The 24,878-nt window shown below is 63.4% G+C and carries 19 protein-coding genes; 4 read left to right on the top strand and 15 right to left on the bottom strand.

Annotated features, from left to right (window positions below; genetic code table 11):
• Positions 1 to 26 precede the first annotated feature (26 nt).
• Positions 27 to 1,286 (bottom strand): MFS transporter, encoded by a 1,260-nt coding sequence (locus DF196_RS03840; protein ID WP_109056575.1) that lies wholly within the window; start codon positions 1,284 to 1,286, stop codon positions 27 to 29.
• A gap of 265 nt (positions 1,287 to 1,551) precedes the next feature.
• Here DF196_RS03840 and DF196_RS03835 point away from each other — a divergent pair, with 265 nt between their 5' ends.
• The gene (locus DF196_RS03835) at positions 1,552 to 2,169 is read left to right on the top strand and encodes a TetR/AcrR family transcriptional regulator (protein ID WP_109056574.1); all 618 of its coding nucleotides are present in this window, start codon (positions 1,552 to 1,554) and stop codon (positions 2,167 to 2,169) included.
• Positions 2,170 to 2,378: 209 nt separating this feature from the next.
• Entirely contained in the window at positions 2,379 to 3,425 is a 1,047-nt protein-coding gene (locus tag DF196_RS03830) for an MFS transporter (RefSeq protein ID WP_109056573.1), read from the top strand.
• 317 nt (positions 3,426 to 3,742) lie between these two features.
• Here the strand turns inward: DF196_RS03830 and DF196_RS03825 are convergent, their stop codons facing one another.
• The gene (locus DF196_RS03825; protein ID WP_158276258.1) at positions 3,743 to 4,393 is read right to left on the bottom strand and encodes a GDSL-type esterase/lipase family protein; all 651 of its coding nucleotides are present in this window, start codon (positions 4,391 to 4,393) and stop codon (positions 3,743 to 3,745) included.
• Between the two features lie 85 nt (positions 4,394 to 4,478).
• On the opposite strand from DF196_RS03825, the gene DF196_RS03820 reads away from it, so the two are divergent.
• A complete protein-coding gene (locus DF196_RS03820; RefSeq protein WP_109056572.1) occupies positions 4,479 to 5,540 on the top strand; it encodes a TDT family transporter in 1,062 nt (353 codons plus the stop codon).
• A 45-nt stretch (positions 5,541 to 5,585) separates the two neighbouring features.
• On the opposite strand, the gene DF196_RS03815 is transcribed toward DF196_RS03820, so the two are convergent.
• The 13 genes from DF196_RS03815 to DF196_RS03755 form a co-directional block, all read right to left on the bottom strand.
• Positions 5,586 to 7,214 carry a DUF5605 domain-containing protein gene (locus DF196_RS03815; RefSeq protein WP_241519572.1) on the bottom strand — a complete coding sequence of 543 codons (1,629 nt, stop codon included), beginning with the start codon at positions 7,212 to 7,214 and terminating at the stop codon, positions 5,586 to 5,588.
• A 296-nt stretch (positions 7,215 to 7,510) separates the two neighbouring features.
• The gene (locus tag DF196_RS03810; RefSeq protein ID WP_109056570.1) at positions 7,511 to 9,856 is read right to left on the bottom strand and encodes a glycoside hydrolase family 3 N-terminal domain-containing protein; all 2,346 of its coding nucleotides are present in this window, start codon (positions 9,854 to 9,856) and stop codon (positions 7,511 to 7,513) included.
• A gap of 61 nt (positions 9,857 to 9,917) precedes the next feature.
• Positions 9,918 to 10,211: a hypothetical protein gene (locus tag DF196_RS03805; RefSeq protein ID WP_109056569.1), complete on the bottom strand. Its 294-nt coding sequence runs from the start codon at positions 10,209 to 10,211 to the stop codon at positions 9,918 to 9,920.
• Positions 10,212 to 10,564: 353 nt separating this feature from the next.
• A complete protein-coding gene (locus DF196_RS03800; protein ID WP_109056568.1) occupies positions 10,565 to 11,203 on the bottom strand; it encodes a TetR/AcrR family transcriptional regulator in 639 nt (212 codons plus the stop codon).
• Positions 11,204 to 11,354: 151 nt separating this feature from the next.
• On the bottom strand, positions 11,355 to 11,999 hold the full coding sequence (locus DF196_RS03795) for a TetR/AcrR family transcriptional regulator (RefSeq protein WP_109056567.1): 645 nt from the start codon (positions 11,997 to 11,999) through the stop codon (positions 11,355 to 11,357).
• A 52-nt stretch (positions 12,000 to 12,051) separates the two neighbouring features.
• The gene (locus tag DF196_RS03790; RefSeq protein ID WP_109056566.1) at positions 12,052 to 14,589 is read right to left on the bottom strand and encodes a glycoside hydrolase family 31 protein; all 2,538 of its coding nucleotides are present in this window, start codon (positions 14,587 to 14,589) and stop codon (positions 12,052 to 12,054) included.
• Between the two features lie 265 nt (positions 14,590 to 14,854).
• The gene (locus tag DF196_RS03785; RefSeq protein ID WP_109056565.1) at positions 14,855 to 16,201 is read right to left on the bottom strand and encodes a glycoside hydrolase family 30 protein; all 1,347 of its coding nucleotides are present in this window, start codon (positions 16,199 to 16,201) and stop codon (positions 14,855 to 14,857) included.
• A 432-nt stretch (positions 16,202 to 16,633) separates the two neighbouring features.
• Positions 16,634 to 18,769, bottom strand: coding sequence for a beta-galactosidase (locus DF196_RS03780; RefSeq protein WP_109056564.1), 2,136 nt, complete (start codon positions 18,767 to 18,769; stop codon positions 16,634 to 16,636).
• Between the two features lie 237 nt (positions 18,770 to 19,006).
• Positions 19,007 to 20,335 (bottom strand): MFS transporter, encoded by a 1,329-nt coding sequence (locus DF196_RS03775; RefSeq protein WP_109056563.1) that lies wholly within the window; start codon positions 20,333 to 20,335, stop codon positions 19,007 to 19,009.
• A gap of 302 nt (positions 20,336 to 20,637) precedes the next feature.
• Positions 20,638 to 21,273: a TetR/AcrR family transcriptional regulator gene (locus tag DF196_RS03770; RefSeq protein ID WP_170114970.1), complete on the bottom strand. Its 636-nt coding sequence runs from the start codon at positions 21,271 to 21,273 to the stop codon at positions 20,638 to 20,640.
• 137 nt (positions 21,274 to 21,410) lie between these two features.
• Positions 21,411 to 22,448 (bottom strand): Gfo/Idh/MocA family protein, encoded by a 1,038-nt coding sequence (locus DF196_RS03765; RefSeq protein WP_109056561.1) that lies wholly within the window; start codon positions 22,446 to 22,448, stop codon positions 21,411 to 21,413.
• 64 nt (positions 22,449 to 22,512) lie between these two features.
• The gene (locus DF196_RS03760; protein WP_109056560.1) at positions 22,513 to 23,781 is read right to left on the bottom strand and encodes an L-lactate MFS transporter; all 1,269 of its coding nucleotides are present in this window, start codon (positions 23,779 to 23,781) and stop codon (positions 22,513 to 22,515) included.
• On the bottom strand, positions 23,778 to 24,713 hold the full coding sequence (locus tag DF196_RS03755) for an SDR family NAD(P)-dependent oxidoreductase (RefSeq protein WP_109056559.1): 936 nt from the start codon (positions 24,711 to 24,713) through the stop codon (positions 23,778 to 23,780). The genes DF196_RS03760 and DF196_RS03755 overlap by 4 nt, the downstream gene beginning before the upstream one ends.
• Between DF196_RS03755 and DF196_RS14035 the strand changes: the two genes are divergently transcribed.
• Positions 24,712 to 24,843, top strand: a complete 132-nt coding sequence (locus tag DF196_RS14035; RefSeq protein WP_277745282.1) for a hypothetical protein — start codon at positions 24,712 to 24,714, stop codon at positions 24,841 to 24,843. The genes DF196_RS03755 and DF196_RS14035 overlap by 2 nt on opposite strands.
• The last annotated feature ends 35 nt before the right edge of the window (positions 24,844 to 24,878 follow it).

The following is a 24,878-nucleotide window of genomic DNA, read 5'->3' as shown; positions in this document are numbered from 1 at the left end:
CGCGGAGCGAGGTCATCGGTCTGTAATCACTTGCCGGACTTGGCAACCGCCTTGAACGGGCGCATACGGAAGCCGATGATCATGCAGATGGCGGCGACGACGTACAGGGCCACGTTACCGAACAGAGACGGCACGTAGGAGCCGGTGGCATCGAACACGGCACCGTGCGCGGTGACGGCGATGGCGGAGGCGATGCCGGCAATCATGCCGTTGATGGACAGGATTTCGCTGTAGTCACGCTGACCGAAGGACTGGCGGATGAACCAAGGCAGAGCCACGAGCACGACGCCCTGGCCGATGCCAGCCATAAAGCCGGCGGCAATGGCCGGAGTAGGTGTGGTGGCGACAGCCATGAGACCCCAGCCGGACAGGCCGATGAGGGAGTAGATGACGATGGCGAGCTCAGGCTTGAGGTAATCGAGCAGGATGCCGATGCTGGCCTTGCCGGCCGCGGCGCCAAGCATGATGCCAGAGACGACGAGCGCGCCCTGTTCGAGGGTCAGACCCTGAGAGATCTCATGGGCGGAGATGTGCTGGACCACGGCAGCCACGATCTGCAGCAGGATACCGACAACGGCGAACAGGATGAAGGTCGGGGTACGGAAGGCCTGCTTAGCGGCGAGACCCGGCAGCTCGGCATTGTCCTTACCTGCGTTCTCGACCTTGCCTTCGACGTGTCCGTAAGCGTATTCGCCCTTGGATTCGTCAGGACGGAACTTGAAGACGAACAGAGAGAACGGCAGGATGCACACCAGCAGGATGACCGCAGTGATGCGGTAGGAGTTCTGCCAGCCAAGGTTGGTGATGAACCAGGAGACGACCGGGTTGAAGATGGTGCCGCCGATGCCGGACAAACCGAGCGCGATGCCCATCACGGTACCAAGCTTGGCCTCGAACCAGTTGGCAAGCAGCACGCTGGGGGCGAGCGTGATCGGGATAACGTAGAGGATGCCCATCAACGCGAAGGAGACATAGAACTGCCAGACGGCGTTGAAGAACGACTGGATGAAGAACAGAGCGGCCACGCCAATGACGCACACGCTGATGAGGATACGTGCGTCCACGAGCTTCATGACCTTGCCGGCGACCAGCATGGACGGCAGCGCGGCGAAGGCCATGATGGACGAAGCCAACGCAACCTGAGTACGCGAGACGTTCAGAACCTCGCCAAGCGTGGTGAAGTACAGACCGGGCGTGTTAACGATCAGGCCGAATCCGACCAGGGACAGCACGCAGCATCCGATGAAGACCCACCATGAGCGGGCCGAAGACTTATTGGCTGACATCCGAACCTCCATGTTCGTGTGATGTGAATTGTTTGCCACCGGCGGCTTCCTACATTGCAAAGTCACCGCATCAGTTAGTAAGTAAGCACTTACTTTTTGTGATATACGTTAAGTTACTACTTACTTACTCTTGTGTCAAGGGCACGACACGCCCATAAAACATGCCCCTGGTCGTACAATCGGCACAGAGAGTCCGAGCACACGGCCGCAAAAGCCGGCCATTCCCGCGATACGCGGCAGAAACATCGAGAAAGGGCAAAACCGAATGGGCGCACGCGGCGAAGCACGCTTACTGGAAATCGCAGAAGCCGCCACTCAGGTGGTGGCCGAACGTGGATATTACGGTATGACCATTCAGGAAGTGGCCGACCGCGTGGGCATCACCCAAGCCGGACTTCTGAAATACGTAAAAAACAAGAACGGTCTGCTGACACTGGTGCTGCAACGATACGACGACACCAACGAGGCCGACAGAGGGTACATCGGCAGCAAGCTCACGCTCACCGATCAACAGCGCGAACAATCCCCTCTACTCATGCCCGAGTACTACCGCCAAATCGCCCGATACAACCTGCAACGCCCCCAGCTGACACAGCTGTATCTGGTCCTACGAGCCGAGGCCATCGACCTCAACCATCCGGCGCACGAATATTTCGCGCAACGCGGTAACCGCATGCGCGCGCTGATCTCCCACTACCCCTGGAAACTGCCGCCCGAATACGACACCCCGCATAAAATCGGCATGCTTTCAATGTGCATCGGCTCGGCCATGGAGGGATTGCAGATGCGCTGGCTCGGAGAACCGAGCATTGACTATCTCGCATGCTGGGCCGAATATGAGGACATCCTCTTCCCGCTCCCCCACTGGGAAGGCTACCGCTAGACCTAGCGGCCAGTCAGAATCAACCAGACAGCTAACATTTACAGTCCGATTGGCGGCCCCTCATTACCGGTTTTCTATACATAAGAATATGGTAAGTAATTACTTACTTACTTGTGAAAAATGGAGGACCGACGCAGGAAGCCAAGCAATCAAACGACGGGGAGATAGCCGAATACGTCAACACTCTCACTCCCCCACACGCAAACCACATGAAGACAGCTCGCCACTGGAAACCATGGCTGGTCTTCGCAGGCTGCTGCATGCTCTCCTGCATCGGCTACGGTCTGGTCATCAACACGCCCGGCCTGTATTTCTCCACACTGACCCAGGAACTCGGCATCACCCATGCGCAAGTGGCGCTGCCCATCTCCATCGAATACGCGACGGCCGCCGTCACCTCCATATTCGCAGGCCGGCTGTTGAGCCGCTTCGATTCTCGCGTCGTACTCTCGCTGGCGGTCGCCACGTGCGCCGCAATGTTCATGCTGTGTTCCCGCTTCACCGCGATTTGGCAGTTCTACGTGGCCTTCGCCTTCCTTGGCGCCGGCTATGCTATCGCGATCTATCTGGCCCCATCGGCACTGTTGTCCAACTGGTTCCAGGCCAGGCAAGGCACGGTTCTCGGCATTGCGCTGGGATTGAGCGGCATCGGCGGAGCCATCTTCAATCCCGTGGTCTCCACCATGATCACCACATGGGGCTGGCGACGTTCCTATTTCATCACCGGCATGGCCATCGCCCTGCTCATCCTGCCGTTCTCGGCGGCGTTTCTGACTTTCCGGCCCGATCCAGCCAAGGGCGAGCACGCATACGGCGCATTCGCACGGCAACAGGCATCCGCGCCACTTCGCGCCGGCCTTAGCGCGAAAAACGCCTTCCGCAGTCGCTCGTTCATACTGATCATCCCCGCCGCTTTTATGCTTCAATTCAATTCCGGACTTATCCAGCACATCTCCGGCTATGAAATCTCCCAAGGCATGACACTGCAGCAGGGCGCGACCGTGGTGACCGGTATCATGCTTGGCGCGGCCATCGGCAAGGTCGTCATCGGTGTGCTGTTGGATGGCTTCCGCGCATACTACGTCATCGCCGGCTATGCGGCGATCGGCGTGACCGGATGGATCGGCCTACTGCTCGCGCACACCCCAACGACCTCCGTGTTCTTCGGCGTGCTGGGCGGCATCGCACAGGGGCTGCTGCTGGTCAGCATGCATGGCTGGCCCGCACATGCTTCGGCCCGCGCAGTTATAGTCTGATCTTCTCGCGATACGCGATATTCACATCGTCGGCTTCCGCCATCGCACTGACCGCACACGGTGCCATCTATGACCTGCTCGGCTCCTACGCGCCGTCGCTGATCGTCAGCGCCCTCGCCTCTATGTGCTGGCATCCGTCGCCGCCTGCATGGCCTACCACCTGCGCCCGATACGCATCTACACCGTTACGGAATAAGAGGCAGCGAAGCACTCACGGCACAGTCCGCACAGCAAACGTCCGCCAGCCGGCACCGACCGGGAGACCCGCCTGACGGACACGCATTCAACGCCCATATGGAATATGGGCTGCGGCGCAATCAATCGAGCGCATAGCGCATGAGGTTGTCGAAGATGGCCGCATAACCATCGGCATAGAAATGCAGCCCCTCCTTGCTGGATTCAGCCTTAAGAGCGCCTGCATCATCACGCAGTCCGGCAGTCACGTCGATATAACCGGCCCCGCGCGCATCCGCAATCGCGCGCACACGGACGTTGGCTTCATCGATGCGCGCGTTCGTGCGGTGCGCGAATCCCGCACCGCACGAACCATTCGCCGCCAGCATCGCCTCGCTGACCGGATAGTAGGCCATCATATATATCGCGGTGAGCGGTAGAGCGTCTTGAATGGCCCCAACGATGCCGTCGTACCGGGAGGCGAAGGCATCGATATCGAAATCGGCCCCGTTCAGATCGTTCGTGCCGATGTTGATGAAGAGCTTGCGCGGCTCAAGGTCGAGCACCAGCACATCCAGGTTGTCGACGAATTCCTGCGTAGTGAACCCGCCGACGCCGCGGTTGTACATGACGGTTGTGATGCCGCGGTCAAGCATGAGCTCGTTGAGCGGGAACTGCTCCGCGAGCGACGAGCCGGCGAACACGATCTGCCCCTTCTTGGCGAATCGGTTCAGACGGCGGAACTGCTCGATCTTCTGCCGTTTCTCCAGTGCGAAGTATTGCTTGAGATCCATATCCGTAGGCTCCTTTGCGATGGCGGGCTTTTCGGCTCGATTCGACATGTTGAAAAGTAAGTAAGTACTTACTACTATATGCTGCATGTTCCGATGCCGCAACAATACACCGTGGTTCCAGCACGCCGCGGACACACAGCCCAGCACCCCGTCCGCCAAGCTCTTTTTCCGACCGCCGCAGACCAGCGCCGCGCCCATTCCACAGGCCGGGCTCGCCCTGGCGATATTCTCGCTGGGCAATCTCTTGGCGGCGATGCTGCCTGAATCATGGTGGATGCCGTCGCACATCGCATGCGCCGGATTCGGGCTCGCGTTCCTGATTCCCGTATTGGAGCGTCACCTACGCGCCATCCGGAATCCGCGCATCCGCCGCGGCCTTGCCGTCGATTACCGCGATCCAACGATTGCGCCGCTGGCGACGACGATGCCGATGGCGCTGATCGTTCTGGGAACGTATCTGGTCCGGTTCGGACATGCGGGAATGCTGGGTGCGCGCATCCTGTGGTGGCTCGGCACCACGGTCATCGCGATGCTGATGGGGTACCTGCTGTGGAGGTTCATCCTGCATGAGTTCCAGCTCGAGAACGTCTGTCCGGCATGGCTGGTCGGGTTCGTGGGCGTTCTGGTGGCGGCAGTCAACTCCAGTACGGTCGGCCTCGCATGGGCCGGGCGCACGGTCTTCCACATGGGATTCATCATCGACGTTGTGATGCTGATACTGATCTCCACCCGCATCGCATGGCTCGGCCTGCCGCCCGCCATCCGGCCGACGATGACAATCTACACGGCCCCGATCAGCCTGCTTGTCGCGTCCTACGCCTCGACGTGTCCGCGGCACTCCCCCTCGTTCATGCTGACGCTGGTCGCCTGCGCGCAGTTGCTGTTCGCGTTCGTCGCCGTGCTGCTGCCCTGGATGCTCGCGACGCCCGCTTCCCCCGCATGGGCGGCGTTCACGTTTCCGACGATCATCACCGCGACCGCCCTGCGCAATGCGCTGGACGTGTTGGCGCAGAACGGATGGCGCATCCCGGCATGGGCCCAGTGGCTACAGCTCGGCGAGACCGCCTTGGCCTGCGGGCTGACCGTCACAACCGCGGTCGTGTTCATCCGGCGTCCATGGACACGGCCGACCGCCACATTGGCATAGGCCCCAAGCCGCACACCCCGTCCGCCGTGCCGCTCGCCGCCACGGTCAGTCCACGCGACGAATGCGGACGGCCAGCCATTGGCGACCGAGGGGCACGCGCACGGTACGTTCGTGGATGCCGGGCAGCGTCTCGACGGTCATGTTCCAGGTGTCGATCACATCGACCGCGTATCGACGACCGGCAGGTAGCGAGAAATCGCGCCAGGCGGGCCGGTACCAGCCGAAGTACACGAGCTGCCAGTCGAGGCCGGAACGCAGCACGGGCACATCCCAGTACTGCATGGCCTTTTCCTGCGCCGGGGTGATGGGAGTTGGCGCATCGAGGTGGGCAGACTCAGCGGTCTCGGCAGAAGACTCAACGGTTCCATCAACACCGGCATCCCCAGCCGCCGACGGCCACACGGCCTCCAGCGGCAGCGCGGCGCCCAGCGGCGCAGCATCGAGCGGCGCCTCGGCGAATATCGACCGCATGAACGCGATACGTTCCGGTGCCTCGCCGTGCAGTTCGCCACCGTGCGCCCACCAGATCTGCGGGCCGCAATCGATATACGTCTCGCCGTGGGTCACGTAGCCGCCGCGCATCGCGCCTTCCCAGAAGCGTCGCATGAGTTCGGTGCCGGGCAGATTGCCCCAGCCCCAGTAGATGTTGCCTTCGTAGCCGGGCTCGTCGCAGATGACCGGTTTACCATAGCGTTCGCGGTATTCGGCGATCGGTTCGGTGGTACGGGTCACATCCACACGCTGGTATGAGCAGTGCGTGACCCAATCCTCGCCCCAGTCGTACAGAGTGACGCAGTTGTGCACGGAACGCAAATGGCCGAACGCATCGTTGGCCATGATCACATGCGCGTAATCGCGCCAATCGCCACGGCCCTTCCATGGCATGAGGTCGTATTCGTTGGCCAGCGACCACCACACGTTGCGGTACGCGCCATAGCGGCGAGCCATGTAGGCGAGGTAGCGCTCGTCATCGGCTTTGGACATGCGTGAGAAGCCCCATTCGGGCTTGTCGTACGGGTGCAGCAGGATGATGTCCGCTTCGATGCCGAGCTCGGCGAGCTGCGCGATGCGGCGGTCGAGGTTGGCGAAGAACGGCTCGTTGAAACGTGTGTGGTCGAATCCGTGAGCCATCGAGCCTTCATAGGCGAACATGACTGGGTCGGCGGTGTTGAAGTCGTAGAACTTGGGGAACACGCACATGCGGATTTTGTTGAACGGTGTCTGCGCAAGCGTCGCCAATGTCCGCTCCTGCACGTCCGGGCTTTGGTTGGTCCACGCATAACAGGTGGTGCCGTACGGCTGGTACGGGGTGCCGTCCGCATAGCAGAAACGATACGGCAGTTCGGTTCCGTACGCGGCCGCCGCCTCGCCGTCCAGCACGTCGGGGGCCAACCGCACGGGCCCATGATTGGTCAGCGACGGCGGTTTCGTGGCAAACGTGCCAGTGATGCCGTCAAGCGCGGAATCGTTGCTGGCCGTCGCATAGGTCCATTCGCCGGTCGATTCCGGCATGAAACGCACGGCGTAGCGGCCTTCACCCCGGTAGAAACCGCCTACCCGCACCGTGCGGCCAGTCTCGATATGAGTGAAAGTGGCGGACAGTTCGACCTCCACATACGGGTTGCCGTCCGCGGTGCCATTCAGTTCGATTTCAACCAGGCCGTACTGCTCCACTGCATCTCCATTCGAATCGTCTCGACATACCAGACAACACATATCACATATCGGCCATGCAGCACGTCGAGGCATCATCAAAAAGGGTCGCACAGGCAGCAACTACCCGGATTACCTCGCTTACACCCCACTCAGTGCGGCAAAACAGGCGCAAAGAAGCCCGCCCGAGGTGCCAAAGGAGACGGGGACACCTCGGACGGGCCGGTAATCAATCAACCAAGCAGCCGGTCGGCCATGCAACCATCCAATTAGACGGACAATGGACAGCCGACCGACCAGCCAGGCCGATTGGTCAATCACGCCACGGTGAACGTGGTGCGCTTGAGTTCCTCGCGGCGCGAGGAGTGGCCGATGAGCAGCTCGAATTCGCCGGGCTCCACGATGCGGTTGGCGTCCGGGTCCACGATGGTGCAGTCGGCCACCGGAATCTCGAAGGAAACGGTCTTGGTCTCACCAGGCTCCAGGGCCACGCGCTGGAAGGCCTTGAGCTCGCGGTCGGTCCAGCTGTAGGAAGTCACGATGTCGCCGATGTAGGCCTGCACGACCTCAACGCCGGCACGGTCGCCCGTGTTGGTCAGGGTGATGGAGGCGTGCACGGTGTCGCCCTCGGCGAAGGTGCCGTCCGCATTCGAGGCACCGCCGGTGACGACGGGCTCGCCATACTCGAACGTGGTGTAGCTCAGGCCCTCGCCGAACGCGAACGCCGGATCCTGAGTGAGGTCGGCGTAACGGTCGCCGTGCTGGCCGCGCACCTGGTTGTAGTAGACCGGCAACTGGCCCGCATGGCGCGGGAAGGTCACGGGCAGGCGGCCGGACGGGTTGGTCAGGCCGAAGATGACTTCGGCGATGGCCTGGCCGCCCTTCATGCCGGGGTTCGCGGCCCACAGGATGGAGCCGGTGCCGGTGGACGGGTCGCTCACGCGCTTGGCGAACACGCCGGCCTCGCCCACGATGGAGGCGGGCAGGATCTGCGGCTTGGAGCTCACGAGCACGGTGACCATCGGCTTGCCGGTTTCGCGGGAGACGGCGGCGAGCGCGTCGAGCAGCGCGTTCTGACCACCGAGCAGTTCGAGGGTGGCGGTGGAGCAGGATTCGCCGGTGAGCTGCACGGTATCGCCCACCACGGCCACGATCAGGTCGGACTGGCGCGCGTTGGCCACGGCTTCATCAAGCATGGACTGGTCCACGGCGGCGGAGATGCCGATCTTCGGGCGGGGCTGGCCGTCCGGGTAGAACTCGCCAGCCGGGTCGGTCACGAGATCCACGACGTTCGCGCCGCGGGAGTACACGACTTCGGTGCCTTCACCGGCGAGCTCGCGGATGCCATCGAGCACGGTGGTGATCATCTCGCGCGGCTGGCCGTCCGGCATCCAGGAGACCTGGCCGGAGTTGCCGGTCCAGTCGCCGAGCTGGTTCTGGGCGTCGTCGGCGAGCGGGCCGACCACGGCGATGCGCTTGGCGGAGCCGGCGGCGAACGGCAAGTTGCCGTCGTTGCGCAGCAGGGCCACGGCCTCGCGGGCGAGCTTCAGGTTGACCTGCTGGTGTTCGGCGGAGCCGATGACGGTCTTGATGCGCTCGGCGTCCGGCAGGCGCGGATCCTCGAACAGGCCGAGACGGAACTTCAGGGCCAGGATACGGGCGACGGCCTCGTCGATCAAGGATTCGTCCAGCAGACCGGTCTTCACGGCCTCGATGGCACCCTCGTAGAACTGCGGGGTGGTCATGACCAGGTCATTGCCGGCCTTGACGGCGTCGGCGGCGGCATGCACGTAGTCGGGCTTGACCTTCTGCTCCCACACGGAACGGCCCACGTTGTCCCAGTCGGTGATGAGCGTGCCTTGGTACTTCCAGGCGCCGCGCAGCTTGTCGGTCAGGAGCCACTTGTTGAAGGTGACCGGCACACCGTCGATGGATTCGTAGCCGAGCATGAACGTGCCGCAGCCTTCCTTGGCCACGCGCTCGAACGGCGGCAGGAACCAGGATTCGAGCTTGCGGTGGGACAGGTCGGCCTCGGAGGCGTCGCGGCCACCCTGGGTCTCGGAGTAGCCGGCGAAGTGCTTGGCGCAGGCCAGGATGGCGTTCTTCGGCAGTTCCTCACCGGCCTTGGCGCCGCCCTGGTAGCCCTTGACCATGGCGGAGGCGAGCTCGCCGATCAGCATCGGGTCCTCGCCGAAGGTCTCGTCCACGCGGCCCCAACGGGTATCGCGGGCGATGCACAGTACCGGGGAGAAGGTCCAGTGCACGCCGGTGCAGGAGACTTCCTCGGCGGTGGCGCGACCGGCGGCCTCGACCGCGGCCGGGTCCCAGCTCAGCGCCATGCCCAGCTGCGAGGGGAAGATCGTGGCGCCGGGCCAGAAGGAGTAGCCGTGGATGCAGTCGTCGCCGATGACCAGCGGAATGCCGAGACGGGTCTTCTCGTTGACGGTCTTGACGGCGCGGGGCAGGTCCTCCGGGCTGGTGTGCAGGATGGAGCCGACGTGCTTGTTGACGATGAGGTCGTCAAGGTCGCCGCCGCGGGCGTCCAACTGCATCATCTGGCCGACCTTCTCCTCGAGGGTCATGCGGGAGAGCAGGTCGGCGATGCGCTCGGCGGCGGGCAGGTCGGGGTTCTTGTAGGGCAGGGTTGCTGCGTTCTCAGTCATTTGGGGTTTTCGCTTTCTTCGATGAAATCGAACAACGTTCCTTTAATTACCAATTGGTAGTTTAGCACGCCGCCGCGACGACACACGGACGCGCGGCGGCGCGCGAAACAAAGGTCAGGAAGGTCAGGATCGGCTTGATTTCCTGTGTCGGGTCGACCATGTTGACGATGGCCAGCGGCTCATAGATGGCGTTGGCGTAGCCCAGCTTCATCGCGGAAGAGTCGCCGATGAACGGGTTGTTGTTCTCGGAGCCGACCGCGCCGTCCGGCTTGGCGATGGTGATGGACGTGGCATCATCTGCGCTGGATTGGGAACCGGAGGTACCGCCGCCGCATGCCGTCACCGACAGCAACATTGCAGCTCGGCCACCAGTGCCGCCGCACTCTTCAGATGATTTGTAAAACGCATACGGACCTCCTATGGCGATGCCGTTTTCTCTTTCCTCGGGAAAATTTCATCTGTGAAATCCCCCTCCGTCACCCTGTTGTGACGTTCACTGCCGGAAATTCCTTCCTATCTCCATCAGTGATACGAATATCTTGCTGATGAGTCAGTAAGTAAGTCAAGTAGAACAATTGACCGGCATGTCTTAATCGCGTTAATCACCTGAAAAGCCGCGCAAATGGCCGCTTCCGCCAAAAACAAAGCTGCCTTTGCCGGATCGTATCCAGCAAAGGCACCAAACCCGGATTCCGCGCATAACGCAACTCAGATAGCCTGCTCCCCCGGGTTAAACACCTGCGCCACCAGCGCACGAATCATATACTCCGTGGCTTCGGACAGGTCCACGGCCTCCGGATCGAGGATCCACTGCAGCTGCAAACCATCCATGGCAGCCAGAATGGCCGCCGACGTGTTCAACGCGACCTTCTCGTCCACTTCGACGCCGCGCGCCTTGCCCATGACCTTCAGCGCGTCCGACAGCTCGCCGCGCAGCACCTCGTACCGGTGCTTGAAGTATTCGTATCCGACGTTGCCGTCCGCGACGGACTCCGAGGACAGCGTGACGTAGGCGCGGGTGATCTCCTTGCGCTGCTGGTTCATCTGCGCGGTCTTGATGAGATGACGGAACAGATCGGCGCCGTCCGGAATGTGCTTGTTCGCGTAGCCGGCCACGTCGATGGAATCGCGGTATTGCATGGTTTCCAGCAGCAGGCGCTGCTTGGAGCCGAAGTGGTGCAGCACGCCGGCGCGCGTCATACCCGCTTTTTCGGCGACCTCCTCCAGCGTGCCCTTGGCCGAGCCCTTCTGCCCGAACACCTCAACGGCCGCCTGGAGGATCGCCTTGCGCCTCGCCTCGGTTTCGGGACGATGTCGCTGCACGTCCGCCGCGCTTTTCTCCACCATGGAAAACCTCACCATCGTTAGAAAACGTTTACCGCAGTCAGCGTAGCATGGCAAAGCCTCCGACTGACCGGACAGTCCGTTATTTGCGAATGGTTGTTAGATAACGATTCGACAACAATCGAAAAAACGTCCGCCCCCGAAATCAGCCGGGTCAGCGGTACCCGTCCCACAGGGGCGACGGGAAGATCATCGGCTCCAGCTCGGCCCACTCCTCGTTGAGGTCGATGGCGGGCTCACGCAGCCATCTTAGCTGCACGCCGTCCATGATCTCCAGGGCCTTGCGCACGGTGGGACGAACGTCGTCGAACGAGTCGAACGCGGGCGGGACCCGCCATTCGAAGCAGGAATAATAGCGCCAGACCGAATTCTGACGGTCGGCGAACTCATCGTGCAGCGGGTGATCCGGGTTGAACGACTCGACCTGCAGGATGGAGAACAGCTGCACCAGCATGCGGCGGCGGGAGTTGTGCCGTACCAGGAACCTCAGGTAGGACGGCAGCCGCAGGTTGCCTTCCTCGGAACCCGGCTCGCCCGATGCGCGGAAATCCTCCACGTTGCCGGTGGCATTGTAGTTTTCGAGGTACACCATGGCGAGCAGGTTGTCCTTGCTGCCGATATACCGCAGCACGCCCTGCTTGGTGACGCCCACCGCATCGGCCACGTCCTGTACTGAGATGCCGTTGTATCCCCGCTCGGAGATGAGGCGCACCGCCGCGTCGAGGATTTCGCGTTTGCGTTCCTCGGGAGATTTGCGGACGCGCTTGGGCGTCGCCTGCTGTGTGGATTGTGTGGACATAGCTGCCCAGTGTATCCCGCCCCCTCCCAAAAAGAGAAGGCGGGAAAGGCGATCACATCGTGCGCAGCAGCGGTTCGGCGATGGCCTGAATCACCGCGGACGGCATGTGCGAGTCATCGAAGTCGTGGCGCGGGCGGTCGCTGGCCGTGCTTTCCAACGTATGCAGCGCACCCAGTGCCCCCGCCCCGCTCTCGCGGATGAGCCCGTAGGCGCGCTCCTTGGTGAGGTAGTCGATCTGCGCGTCGTACAGCACGCGGAAGGCGTCCTCGACGGACGGGTCGTCGGCGATCGCAAGCTTTGCGGCAATCGCAAGTTCCGCGCTGACCGGCACGTCGGATACCGTCACCGTGAGGCTCAGCGACTCCGCATCGTACGAGACCTGCGCCTCGACCGGCTTGCCGTCCACCGTGACGGTCGGCCCGGTGACGGACGAATCGTTCCGCGCCACACCACGGAAGGTGACGGTCCACGTGCGGAATTCGGGCACGGCCGCACGGTTGCCGGACACAGGCGCGATGACGAAGCGGGACTCGCCGGGCTCGCCTTCGCCGGCCACTTCCCCACCCCACGCGAGGTTCATGGCAGTGACGGCCAGGGCCGATTCGTCCGGACGGGCCTGGTTGGTGCCGTCGTCCTCCTTCAACGCGAATGCGCCGGATGCGCCCGGGAAGACGAGCACGTCGAGGTGTGCGGGGTTGGCCACGGAGTTCTCACGACCATTCAGTTCATCCAGCGTCTGCAGCGGCACGATGCCGCCGGCCTTGGCGAACACGGGCATGCCGTCGAGCCCGCGCCAGACCTCGAACTTGCGGCCAGCGGCGGGACGGGCCTCGTAGCGGCGACCGGTGAAGAAGTCGAACCAGGTGCCCTGCGGCAGCCAGACGTCGGCCTTGGCCATCTGCACGTCGCGGTCGGCGGGGGTCACGATCGGGGCCACGATGAGTTCGGTGCCGAAGCGGAACTCCTGTTCCACGCCGTAGGCATTCGCGTTCTCCGGCGACTGCCAGTACATCGGTTCGACCAGCGGACGGCCTTCGGCGGCGGCACGCCAGTTCATGGCGTACAGGTACGGCAGGAGCATGTGGCGCAGGCGCAGGGCCTTGTCCATGGCATTGCGCGTTTCGGCGTGGAAGTTCCACGGCTCCTTGCCGTTGAACGGCGAATCAGTGGAGTGCAGGCGGTTGATGGGGCTGAACGTGCCGAGCTGGTACCAGCGGGCCTCCAGTTCCTCGTCGCGGTAGCCGAACATGTGGCCGCCGATGTCGTGGCTCCACCAGCCGTAGCCGATGTTGGATGCGGTAGAGGTGAAGTAGGGCTGGAATTTCAGCGATTCCCACGTGACCACGGTGTCTCCGGAGAAGCCGACCGGGTAGCGGTGCGAACCGGGGCCGGCGTACCGGGAGAAGGTGAGCGGCCAGCGGTCCTCGCGTCCGGAGTCGAGGTAGTGCATGTGGTTGAGCATCCACAGCGGGTCGAGACCCTTCTGGCGGGTCACGCCGCCCTGCTGCCAGTCGAGCCACCAGAAGTCGGTGCCCATGTTCTCGAGGTTGTGGTGGAGGTTGAAATAGGCGTCCATGAAGCGCGGGCTGGTCAGGTCGAATTCCACCGGTTCGCCGCTCTTCGGATCGATGCCCATGGCCTCGGCCACCGCCTCGTAGCCATCCTCGAAGGCGCGGATGCCGTCTCGCGGGTGGACGTTGAGCGTGGTTTTGAGGCCGTGCTCGTGCAGGGTGCGCTGGAAGCGTTCCGGGTCGGGGAAGAACTTGCGGTTCCAGGTGTATCCGGTCCAGCCGGAGCCGTATTTGGGGTCCACGTCATCCACGAGGTGCCAGTCCATGTCGATGACGGCGGTGGTGAACGGCAGGCCCTCCTGCTCGAAGCGGTCCACGAGCTTCAGGTATTCGGCTTCGGTGTAACGGTGGTAGCGGCTCCACCAGTTGCCTAGGGCGAAGCGCGGCAACAGCGGGGTGGGTCCGGTCAGGCGATAGAAGTCCTGCACGGCCTCGACGAAGCGGTGGCCATAGCCGAAGAAGTAGAGATCTGTGCCATCGTTGTCACGTGGAACGACCCAGGTGCCGAACGGGTTGGCCTCGCCCTTGACCTCGGCGGCTTCGGCGCCGTCCACGATGATGTTCGAGGCGGAGTCGTCGATGACGGCCCAGCCGTCGTGGGAGATCACGCCGAGGCCCAGCTTGGTCTCGCCGTTCACCTCATCCAGCGTGCGGGCGGTGCCCCTCAGGTTGCCGCGCTGCACGTCGCCGTAATGCCAGGTGTTCATCTGGGAGTTGGCCACGCCTTTGACCACGATGCTCAGGCCTTCCTTGCTGAAGGGCTGCATGTCGTAGGTCAGGCGCAGGGCCGGCGTGTCCACGATGAGCAGGCCGTCGCGGATGGTTTGGGTGAAGTGCGGGGTTTCCTCGGCGAAGTCGCGGTCCACGACCATCTGCGTGGCATGGTCCTCGAAATGTCCATTTTCCTGCCATTCGAGGCGGATGAGCGATTCGGTGAGGATGCCGATGCGCCAGCGGTCGCCCTGGATCACCGCCGCCGGGTTCATGCCGGGATTGGTCTTCAGTTTCGGGAAGGTCATGCCGTGCTCCTTTGCGTTGGTGCTGCCTGCTGTCCATGACAACGATATCATCAGCGACCGCCCAACTCACCGAACAGGGGCGGCACCACCTTCGCCTTTTCACCTTCACCGGCATTGCCCGCGGCATCGGCATTGCCGGCACACGCAACAGGCCAATCAACGCAAAAAGCTCCCCTCCCGATGATGGGAGGGGAGCCGGTCACAACGCAATCAGTCGATGCTGGTCACCCAATCGGCATCCGTCGATCACCGATCATAGGATCGTTCAGTCAAGCACGAAGGTGTTGAAGGAGCGCGGGGCGAGCGTGACCTTGAGACCGCGGGAGGCGTCTGACGGGTCGGCGAACTCGAACGGACGCTCGGTCTCGAGGGCGTTCTGGGCCACGACCACGATGGTGCCGTCCGGGTTGCGGAAGGCGATGGCCATGGAGTTGAAGTGGCCGGTGGTGCCAAGCAGCACCGCGCCCGGACGCACGTACTTGGAGAAGTGGCGCATCACGTAGTATTCGGGGTTGCGGCGCACCTCGTGCGTGTCGGCGGTGATGGTGAACAGGGAGTTCTGCCACCAGCCCCAGGTGGAATCCTGATCGTCCAGGATCATGTTCCAGTAGGTGTAGGCGGTGGCGCCGTTGCGGAAGTAGTGGTTGATGAGGTGGAACACGTACTCCGCGTACTCCCAGGTGTTCTGGCCGTCGCCGCACTCGGATTCGGACTGGATGAGCTCGATCTCCGGCCACGATTCGTGGGTGCGGGCGATGCAGTTCTGGCCGGCCCACTGGTAGGCGATGCCCTTGATGTAGTGGCGGGCGCCGTCGTCGAAGAGGATGTTGTCCACGAAGCGGTTGTAGTTGTTGAGGGCCATGCCGTAGCCGCCGCCGGTCCACTTCATGTCTTCCGGACCGTTGAGGGTGCCCAGCCAGATGTCGGTGTCGAGGCCGGCCTCGTCGAAGGCGGGGCCCAGGTAGTCGCGGATGAAGACCTTCAGGGCCTCGGCGTCCCACAGGGCGCTCGGGAACTTCTGGTCGGCGAACACCTCGTTCTGCACGTGCAGCTGGTTCACGGTGATGCCGTGCTCGGCGTAGGCCTGAACGTACTTGACCAGGTACTTGGCGTAGGCCTTGAGGTTTTCGGGGGTCTGGATGAGACGGCCGTAGTTGTAGGCCTTCGGGCGCTTCATCCAGGTCGGCGGGGACCACGGGCTGGAGAACAGGCGCATGTCCGGCTGCCATTCCTGGGCGCGGTGGATGTACGGGATCAGGGTCTCCTCGTCGCGCTCGACGGAGAAGTGCTCCATGTCATAGTCGCCTTCGACCTCGTCGTAGCTGTACCAGTGGTCGGCGAAGTCGTTGGCGGCCACGGGAGCGCGGTTGAACGTGAAGTTCATCTCCTCGGGGTCGAACAGCTCCTTGATGATCTGGTCGCGTTCGGCTTCGGTCACGGTCTGCAGCGGCAGCCAGCCGAGTTCGTTGAAGCAGCCGCCGAAACCGCGCAGCGCCTGGTATTCGTTGCCGTCGAGAGCCAAATCCGGGGCCGCGGTGGCACCGGTGGCGGCGACTTCGGCCGAACGGTCCACGAGCTTGGCATCCGGGGTGGTGGCGATCCATGTGGTCATGATGGATTTCCTTTCTTTCGGTGATGGTTGCGCGACTCGCGGGGCATGGCGGGCGCGCTGCTCTTCGTTGAGTTATGCTTCTTCGCCGTCAGCTGACTTCTTTATCTAACAGCTACTAGATAAATGATAACGCAAAGTAATCATTGCGATTCACCGGCGTGTCTTGCTCACTATAACGACAAATAAAGAAGGTATCTACCTTTCGATAGATACCAATCCGAACAGGTTGCCCGGCAGACAGCCGATAAGCCGTACCTGCACCGCATGCCCCATGATGTAGGGAAAGTCCCATGATGCAGGGATGGCATTTTTGGCTTTGGCGGAATTCCGCCGTTTTCCATCACTACACCATGGGACTTTCCCTACATCATGGGATATTCCCTACATCATGGGCCGCCGGCGAGGTTCCGCACGACGGCCCGGTCAGGCCGCTTAGCCGGCGATGACGGCGAGGTTCCAGCGCGGAATCGTCAGCTCGTCGCCGACCGAGACTGGCATGCCGGGACGCACGGCGAGCGAAGCGGACGCGGCTTCGTCGATCAGACCGTCGGCGCCCACGACCTGCGGCGCCACGACCACGGAACCGGCCACGGGGCTGGCGAACGTGACCTCATCGGCCGAATAGTTGAGCAGGTAGGTCACGGTCTCACCGGCCTGGTTCACGCCCTGGCGCACGGCGACCTTGCCCGCGAGCGCCAGTCCGGCCGGCTCGATGCCGGCGTGGGCCACGGCCTCGCGCATCACGGCCTTCATGGTGTCGGCGTCGAGCAGCGTGCCGATCCATTCGGCGCTGCCCTTGCCGAATCCGTGGCGGGTCACGGCCGCGTAGGATTCCCAGGCGTAATGGCCGTATCGGGCGAGCACCTCGGTGCCAGCCTCCGCATCCGCCTTGAGCAGTTCGATGAGCGCCTCGGCCGGGGCTTCAGACGTGCCGGCGAGCGCGGCGTCGTCCGCGAAGACCACCGGCACGCGGCCCTTCGGGCGGGTGAACTGGTTGTAGCTCAGGCCGAACACGTCCGTGAGGCCGTGCGGCGCGCGGTCGTGCCAGACGGTCACCTCGTCGTCCGTGACGAACGAGCGCATCGTGGAGACCAAGTGTCCGCCGCCGGCCACGAAGCCGCGCAGGCGGGCGATGGTCTCCTCCGGCGTGCAGTACAGCGCCGGGGTGATGATCATGGCGTACTGGGCGAGGCGCTCGGTGGGCGCGTCCACGGGCAGGAAGTCGCATTCCACGTTGAGCTGGAAGAGCGCGTCGTACACACGGCGCACGATGTCGTTGTAGTTGACGCCCGTGCCGTCCGGGAAGCCGGTCTCCACGCGGAACCATTCGAGCGCGGACAGGGCCTCGTTGGAGACCATGATGGCCACCTTGTTGCGCTTCTTCAGATGGATGAGGCGCTCGCCCACGGCCGGATCCGCCACCTCGCGGCCGAACACGCCGGCCTCCTCGTAGGTGGGGTTCGATTCCATGTCATGCGACAGCAGACCCTTCCAGTAGGTTTCGAAGGAGTTGTGGATGGAATGCCAGTGCCAGTACTCCACCATGTCCGCGCCGGAGGCCAGGTGCGAGTAGGCCTGCAGGCGCAGCTGGCCGGGGAACGGCACCCAGCCGTGCTGGCCCTGCGCCTCGGTTTCGAGCACCAGGTAGTTGGCGCCGTTCTTGGTGGAACGGGTCATATCGCCGCCGAATGCGATCTCGGTGCCGGTCAGCTCGTCCTCGGTGGGGTGGTAGATGTCCACGCCGGTGATGTCCACGGCGGCCGAGGCCTTGAAGTGGTCGACGGCCGGCTGCACGCCGTAGGAGTAGCCGCGCCATTCGAAGTCGAAGTTCTGGGTGACGAACTGGTCGTCGCGGGCGTACTCGCGCACGATGTCCGCCTGCCAGGCGAGGAATTCGGCCACCTGCGCGCGGCGGAAACGGTCGAATTCGCCGCGCAGCGACTGGTTGATGGTGTTGGTCACGTCCGGGAAGTCCTCCCAGGCGTCCACGCGGTTGGACCAGTAGTCGAGGCCGAAGTGGGCGTTGAGCCGGTCGAGGTCGTCGTTGAACTTGCCGCGCAGGTACTTGACGAACAGCGCCTGCATGTCCGGGCTCACGGAATCGTAGTACTTGGTTTCGTTGTCCACCTGGTAGCCGATGACGGCCGGGTGGTTCGCCACGTGCTTGACGAGCTCGCGGATCACGCGCTCGCCGTAGTAGCGGTAGGCGGGGTTGACGATGTCCATGATCTGGCGCGGGCCATACTTGCCGGGGCCGTTCGGGGTCACGGCGAGCACGTCCGGGTGCATGCGCACGAGCCAGGCGGGCACGGCGTAGGTGGGCGTGCCCACGATGACGTTGATGTTGTGGCGTTGCGCGGCGTCCAGTGCGCGGTCCACGTGGCTGAAGTCGAACGCGCCAAGCTGCGGCTCGCAGGTGCTCCAGGTCGATTCGGCGATGCGGATCACGTTGATACCGGCCGCGTCCATCATCTTCATGTCGGTTTCGATGCGGTCCTCGCCCGCGGGCATGTATTCGTCGTAGTAGGCGGCGCCGAACAGGATGCGGTCCACGCTGTGCTTGCTCATCGTCAGGTCACTCCCCTGTGTTGTGTGATTTTGGGTTCGATTGGTCGTTTCGGTTGATTCGCTGTCTCGTTGAGCCCTGCGTCAAGGCTCGTTGGGCTACCCTCGGTCGGCTTCGCCGCCGGCTCCCCGACAAGGGGAGCCAAGAGGAGGTATGCGAACGGCCGGTCCACTGGTTGGTTCGAGCGGACCGGCCGCAGCCGTAGGTTGATTGTGATGGTGCGCCTCAGCGCGCCGGGCTTACTTGACGCCCTTGATCATCATGATGAACACGCAGCCGAGCAGCGCGAACACGATGGAGATCGGGAAGGCGGCGGCGTAGCCGAGGGTCATGGTGATCACGGACATGAGCACCGGGCCAAGCATCTGGCCGAGGGTGGTGGCGAGGTTCAGGACGCCGAGGTCCTTGCCGGCCTCCTCCTTGTTGGGCAGCACGTCCACGTTCAGGGCCTGGTCCACGGAGGAGTAGACGCCGTAGCCGAGGCCGGCGATGCCGGCGTACAGGAACATGCCCAGGGTGGTCGGCATGATCCACGGCATGGCCATACCGATGGCGAACAGCACGGAGGCGGCGACGACCGGGATCTTGCGGCGGCCGATGAGGTCGGAGATCGGGCCGGCGACCACGGAGCCGCCGAGGGAGACGACCATGGTGATGACGGACATGGTGGCCATGGCGGCGCCGGCGGCGGTGTCGTCCAGGCCGATGTACTTCTGGAAGATGAGCAGCTGGTAGACAGTGATCATCTGGTAGCTCAGCAGCATGCAGATACGGCCGGCGAACGCCTTGTAGAAGTCATGGGCGGTGGAGAACTTCGGCGGGATGAAGCTGCGCAGCACGTCGGAGGCCTTGCCCTCGTCCTTGGGCAGGAAGTCGGCGGAGGATTCCTTCGGCACGATGATGACGGCCACGATGCCGCCGAGGAACATGAGCACGCCGGCGAGGATGAAGCCCGGGAACGGCTTGAGAATGAAGGCGGAGCCGATGAGGGTGCCGATCGGGGCGCCGCAGGTCTGGCCGGCACCGAAGAAGGCAGACATGGTGCCGCGCACGTTCATCGGGATACGGTCGGAGATCATGGCCACCAGCGGGGCGATCATGGCGTTCAGGCCGAACATGCACAGGCAGTAGATAACGGTGATGGCCACCGGGTTCGTGACCATGCCGGTGAGGAACAGGGTGACACCGCCAAGGATGGCGCCGAGCACAATGAACGGGGTGCGGCGGCCCCACTTGGAGCGGGAGCGGTCGGACAGGGTGCCGAACAGCAGGTTGGAGACCAGGGAGGCCACTGCGGTGCAGGCGTTGATCACACCGGTCAGGCCTTCAACGTCGGGGCCGAAGATGGACTGGAGGTGCTTGGTGAGCAGCACGGCGGAGACGATGGCCAAACCGCTCATCCACAGCAGGCCGAAGGCCAGGAAGCCGGCGCCGAAGCGGATCAGCGTGACCTTGTCCATCTGCTTGCCGGTTTCGGGAGACAGCGACGGATCCTTATCCGCCGCGGCAATGTTCGCATTGAAGGCCGCCAGACGCTCGTCTGCGGGGATTGCGGTTGAAGCACTCATCCTTGACCTCGTGTTTCCTATTCTTCTATGTCTGCTTTGACAGGTATCTAACACCCGTTAGATACCTAGAAGAATAGCTCCGCGGCCACAGGTTTGTCAAATCCTTACTGAGTGACTATTAGATAACAGAAAACGTTGATTTTCCAACGATTCTACTCTCACCGCGACACGCGGGACGGTTGATAACTATCAACAATTCTGCAGACGATTGTCGAACCGCTTCCGATAGCGACATCACCCACCAACCGCATCGTCATCGACCTATCAGCGATCCGCCGGCACGCCGGCGATCCCCGACGGCGTCAGCGGTAGTTGTCCCACAACGGCGAAGGGAAGATGACCCGCTCGAACGCCAGCCATTCGTCGTACAGATCCACCGGGGGCTGACGCATCCAGCGCAACTGCGCACCGTCCATCGCCTCGATGCACATGCGCACCACAAGCCTCATCGAGTTTTCCCATGAACCCATCTCCGGCGGGATCACCCACGGGTAGCGGCAGTAATGGTCCCACACCGCGGCCGGACGGTTTTCGAAGTAGTCGTAGAGCGGGTGCTCGGGGCTGAACGCCTCGGCTTCAAGGCTCATGTACAGCCGCACCAGCTCACGGCGCTGCGCGTTGTATCGCACCAGATACCGCAGGTAGGCGGGGAACAGCAGGCGGTCGGGGTCGCTGCCCGGCAGGCCCGAGGCCATGAAATCATCCGGAGTGCCGTAGACGTCGTAGTTGTCGGTGATGAGCATCGACAACAGACCTTCCTTGTTGCCGATGTAGTGCAGCAGCCCCGGCTGGCTCATACCCACCGCGTCCGCCACGTCCTTGAGCGACGTACCGTAGTAGCCCTTCTCCCCCACCAGGCGAACCGCTGCCTGGGCGATTTCGGCGCGACGCTCCTCGGGGCTTTTGCGCACTCGCTTGGTTTTTGTCGTCGTTGTCATACAGGTCAGTATATCGAATAACCATTCGATATATCGCACCGACATCAAAAAGATCCGGCTTCCCGGGAAAGGAAAGCCGGATCGTGATCATGATTCAGCCGCGGAGCCTACAGCCAGATACGGCCAGCTACAACAGGCTACAACCGTACGAGTTCGCCGCCGTCGGCCGCGCGCTTGACGGCGTTCAGCACCTCAAGCGTCTTGATGGCGTCCTCCGGGGTAACCAGCGGCGCCTCCTCGCCGCGGATCACGCGCTCGAAGTGCCTGAGCTGCAGACGATGCGGCAGACCCTCGCGCACGCCCTGCACCTCGCAGGTGAATGGCTTGGTCCAGTCGCTCACACCGCCCGCATGTGAGAACAGGTGCAGGCGCGGCAGCGACAGCGAGGCCTTGGTGCCCATGATGTAGTAGGCGTCCGTGTCGTACGGCGCGAAGAACGGGTTCTCGCGCGCGGTGGACTCCCAGTTCCACGGACTGGCCGCCGAATCGGACAGGGTGATGGTGCCGAGCGTGCCGTTCTCGAAGCGCACGGTGGCCACGGCGGAATCCTCCACTTCGAAGCCGCGCGCCGCGTTGGCGCTCATGCCCTGAATCTCCACCGGTTCTCCGATGAGATAGCGCATGAGATCCACGTCATGCACCATGTTCACCAGAATCGGACCGGCGCCCTTCTGCCTGCGCCACGGGATGTCGTAGTAGGTGTCCGGCTTGTACAGGTTGTACAGCACGGCCACGGTGACGATGCGGCCCAGGGCCCCGGATTCGATGATCTCCTTGGCGCGGCGCACCTTGGGATTATGGCGGCGGTGCTGTCCCACGAGCACCGGCACGCCGGAGGCGCGGGCCTCGGCGGCGAAGGCGCGCGCGTCGTCCAGGTCGTCGCTGATGGGCTTCTCCACCAGGGTGGGGATGCCGCGGGACACGGTTTCGCGGGCCATCGGCACGTGCAGGTGGTTCGGCGAGGCGATGACCACGCCGTCGAGCGCGGTGCACTCCAGCATCTCCTTGTAGTCGGCGAACCAGGGCACGCCGGCATCCTTGGCCACCTGTTCGGTGGCGGGCACGGGGTCGGCGATGGCCACGAGCCGGGCGTCCGGATCGTCCTGAATGTAGCGGATATGGTCGCGGCCCATGGCGCCGGCGCCGATGACGGCCAGTCGAAGTTGTTCGGTCATGATGTGTTCCTTCTTGTCTGTTTGTATTGATTCGTCCTGATTCGGCTCTGCGGCAGCCTCTCGGCTACTTTCGCGGCGGCATCATCGTGCCGGCCTTCCTGACGCGGGCGGCGAGCAGCAGCACGATCACCAGGCCCAGGATGGTGATGCCGGCGGCCGCGTAGAAAGCCATGCGGTAGCCGTAGGCCTCGGAATGCAGGCCGGTGGCGAGCCTCGGGCCGATCCATGCGCCCAGCGCGTAGCCAAGGAACATGATGCCGTAGTTGACGCCGAGGTGCTTGGTACCGAAGGTTTCGCCGGTCAGTGGCGGGTAGATGACCAGCAGCGCGCCGAACGCGAAGCCGAGCACGATCACGCACACCACGAAGAACGCCGCGTTGTACGCGAAGGACATGGCCATCATGGCCAGCGCCGTGACCACCAGCATGATGGACAGACACTTGAACGCGCCGAACTTGTCGTAGAGCGCGCCGAAGGTCAGTCGGCCCAGGAAGTTGGAGATGGTGGAGATGGACACGGCCATGGCGCCGAACGCGGCGGCGGTCATGGTGCCCACCGCGCCCACGTGCTCCTGCGAGATGGAGGAGACGGCGCCCACGAGCATCGTGCCGGAGGACGCGGCCATCGCGTACACGGCGAGCAGCACGTAGAAGCGCGGGGAGGCGAGCATGGCCTTGAAGTCGAAGCTGCCGTCGTCACCGGACGCGGCCGCTGCAGCGGGCTTGTCGGCAACTGGCGGATTCCAGCCTTTCGGACGGTAATCGGCGGGCGCGGGCTGCACGAACAGCGAGCCAAGCGTGATCGTCACCCAGAAGGTCACACCGAGGATCCGCAGCGCATTGGATACGCCGAACGCGCTGGACAGGGCGTTGGCCACGGGCGCGAGCGTGGCCGGGCCGATTGCGGCGGCGGCCAGCAGGATGCCGGATGCCTTGCCGCGGATGTCCGGGAACCAGCGTTGCGCGGTGGTGAGCGCCGGGTTGTAGACCAGGCCGTTGCCCACGGCGGCGATGAGCCCGTGGCAGATGTACAGCATGGGCAGGCTGTTCGCCATGCCGGTCAGGAACCAGCCCAGGCCGAACACGAAGCCGCCCACGAGCATCACCGTGCGCGGGCCGAACTTGTCGGAGATGCGGCCGGAGAAGATGCCGGTGACGGCCATGACCGTCTGGAAGATGGAGTAGGACAGGCTCACTTCGGCCGGCGTCCAGCCATGCTGTTCGGACAGCGGGTTGAGGAACACGCTGAACAGTGCGATCGAGGCCACGAAGAACATGACCACGAACGCGGCGGAGAGGACGCCATAACGGTTCGTTTCGTGCTTGGCGCTCATGCCTGCGCTCCTTCCGTGTTGGTCTCCGGACCGGATTCCGGACCGGCGTCCGGGTTAATCTCCGGGCCGCCCTCCGGCAGCAGGCCGCGCTGTTTCAGTGAATTGATGGCGAACTGGCGGCGGCCGCCCGGCTTGGGTGTGAGGTCGCCCATCATGAGGTGGAAGCCGCCGTCCACGCTCACCTCGTCGCCGTTGACGAAGTCGGAGCGCTTGGAGGCCAGGAAGGCCACGGCGTTGGCGATGTCCTGCACCTCGCCGATGCGGCGGGAGGCGATGAGTCGTTCGCGCTCCTCGGTCACCTTCGGATCGGCGTAGAAGGAGGCGCTCATCGGGGTTTTCACGAAGCACGGGCATACGCAGTTGGAGCGGATGCCGAACGGTCCCCATTCGGCGGCGATCATCTTGGAGAGCATGCCGAGTCCGGCTTTGGCGCACGAGTAGGCACCGGAGAAGGTTTCGGGCGAGTGGGAGGCCACGGTGGAGATGTGCACGATGCGACCGGCCCGGTGTTCCAGCATTACCTTGCCGAACGCCTGGGAGAGGATGAACGCGCCGGTCAGGTTCACGTTGATGACGTCCTTCCAGTCGGACAGAGGCAGGTCCTCCAGCGGGGCGAAGCGCAGGATGCCGACTGTGTTGACGAGCACGTCCACCGTGCCGAAGTCGGCGACGATCCTGTTCTTGACGATCTCCACGTCGTCCGCGTCCGAGACGTCGCAGCCGTAGCCGCGCGCCTCGACGCCGTATTCGGCGGCCAGCTGCGCCGCATACGCCGCGGTGTGCTCCTCGCTGATGTCCACCAGCGCGAGCCTGGCGCCCGCGTGGGCCAGCTCCGCGGCGATGGCGGTACCCATGCCGCCCACGGCGCCGGTGACCACGCATACGTCACCGGCCAGGCCCAGCCAGCCGTTGTCCTTGTGCCCGTCAACCATGACGAACCTCCTGTTCGATAAGTCCGGCACGCGCCTGTGCGCGCCGTTGTTCGTAGCCATGGTCCACCCGGCTCGACAGCCCATCCACTTGGCTCCCCCTGTCAGAGGAGCTGGTGCCGAAAGCGACTGAGGGGTAGTCAATTCCGATTCGACCAAGCCTTGTTC

The sequence above is a fragment of the Bifidobacterium callitrichidarum genome (genome assembly GCF_003129905.1).
Classification (GTDB): domain Bacteria; phylum Actinomycetota; class Actinomycetes; order Actinomycetales; family Bifidobacteriaceae; genus Bifidobacterium; species Bifidobacterium callitrichidarum.
Note: the sequence above shows the minus strand (reverse complement) of the source record. Positions and strands in the feature narration are given on the sequence as shown.

What these genes read in the sequence shown, in the direction of transcription:
- DF196_RS03810 (WP_109056570.1), bottom strand. Translation starts at nt 9,856, where the DNA reads ATGACTGAGAACGCAGCAACCCTGCCCTACAAGAACCCCGACCTGCCC.
- DF196_RS14035 (WP_277745282.1), top strand. Translation starts at nt 24,712, where the DNA reads ATGACGAACCTCCTGTTCGATAAGTCCGGCACGCGCCTGTGCGCGCCG.
- DF196_RS03800 (WP_109056568.1), bottom strand. Translation starts at nt 11,203, where the DNA reads ATGGTGGAGAAAAGCGCGGCGGACGTGCAGCGACATCGTCCCGAAACC.
- DF196_RS03790 (WP_109056566.1), bottom strand. Translation starts at nt 14,589, where the DNA reads ATGACCTTCCCGAAACTGAAGACCAATCCCGGCATGAACCCGGCGGCG.
- DF196_RS03825 (WP_158276258.1), bottom strand. Translation starts at nt 4,393, where the DNA reads ATGGATCTCAAGCAATACTTCGCACTGGAGAAACGGCAGAAGATCGAG.
- DF196_RS03830 (WP_109056573.1), top strand. Translation starts at nt 2,379, where the DNA reads ATGAAGACAGCTCGCCACTGGAAACCATGGCTGGTCTTCGCAGGCTGC.
- DF196_RS03840 (WP_109056575.1), bottom strand. Translation starts at nt 1,286, where the DNA reads ATGTCAGCCAATAAGTCTTCGGCCCGCTCATGGTGGGTCTTCATCGGA.
- DF196_RS03775 (WP_109056563.1), bottom strand. Translation starts at nt 20,335, where the DNA reads ATGAGTGCTTCAACCGCAATCCCCGCAGACGAGCGTCTGGCGGCCTTC.
- DF196_RS03820 (WP_109056572.1), top strand. Translation starts at nt 4,479, where the DNA reads ATGTTCCGATGCCGCAACAATACACCGTGGTTCCAGCACGCCGCGGAC.
- DF196_RS03835 (WP_109056574.1), top strand. Translation starts at nt 1,552, where the DNA reads ATGGGCGCACGCGGCGAAGCACGCTTACTGGAAATCGCAGAAGCCGCC.
- DF196_RS03785 (WP_109056565.1), bottom strand. Translation starts at nt 16,201, where the DNA reads ATGACCACATGGATCGCCACCACCCCGGATGCCAAGCTCGTGGACCGT.
- DF196_RS03755 (WP_109056559.1), bottom strand. Translation starts at nt 24,713, where the DNA reads ATGGTTGACGGGCACAAGGACAACGGCTGGCTGGGCCTGGCCGGTGAC.
- DF196_RS03765 (WP_109056561.1), bottom strand. Translation starts at nt 22,448, where the DNA reads ATGACCGAACAACTTCGACTGGCCGTCATCGGCGCCGGCGCCATGGGC.
- DF196_RS03780 (WP_109056564.1), bottom strand. Translation starts at nt 18,769, where the DNA reads ATGAGCAAGCACAGCGTGGACCGCATCCTGTTCGGCGCCGCCTACTAC.
- DF196_RS03760 (WP_109056560.1), bottom strand. Translation starts at nt 23,781, where the DNA reads ATGAGCGCCAAGCACGAAACGAACCGTTATGGCGTCCTCTCCGCCGCG.
- DF196_RS03805 (WP_109056569.1), bottom strand. Translation starts at nt 10,211, where the DNA reads ATGTTGCTGTCGGTGACGGCATGCGGCGGCGGTACCTCCGGTTCCCAA.
- DF196_RS03795 (WP_109056567.1), bottom strand. Translation starts at nt 11,999, where the DNA reads ATGTCCACACAATCCACACAGCAGGCGACGCCCAAGCGCGTCCGCAAA.
- DF196_RS03770 (WP_170114970.1), bottom strand. Translation starts at nt 21,273, where the DNA reads ATGACAACGACGACAAAAACCAAGCGAGTGCGCAAAAGCCCCGAGGAG.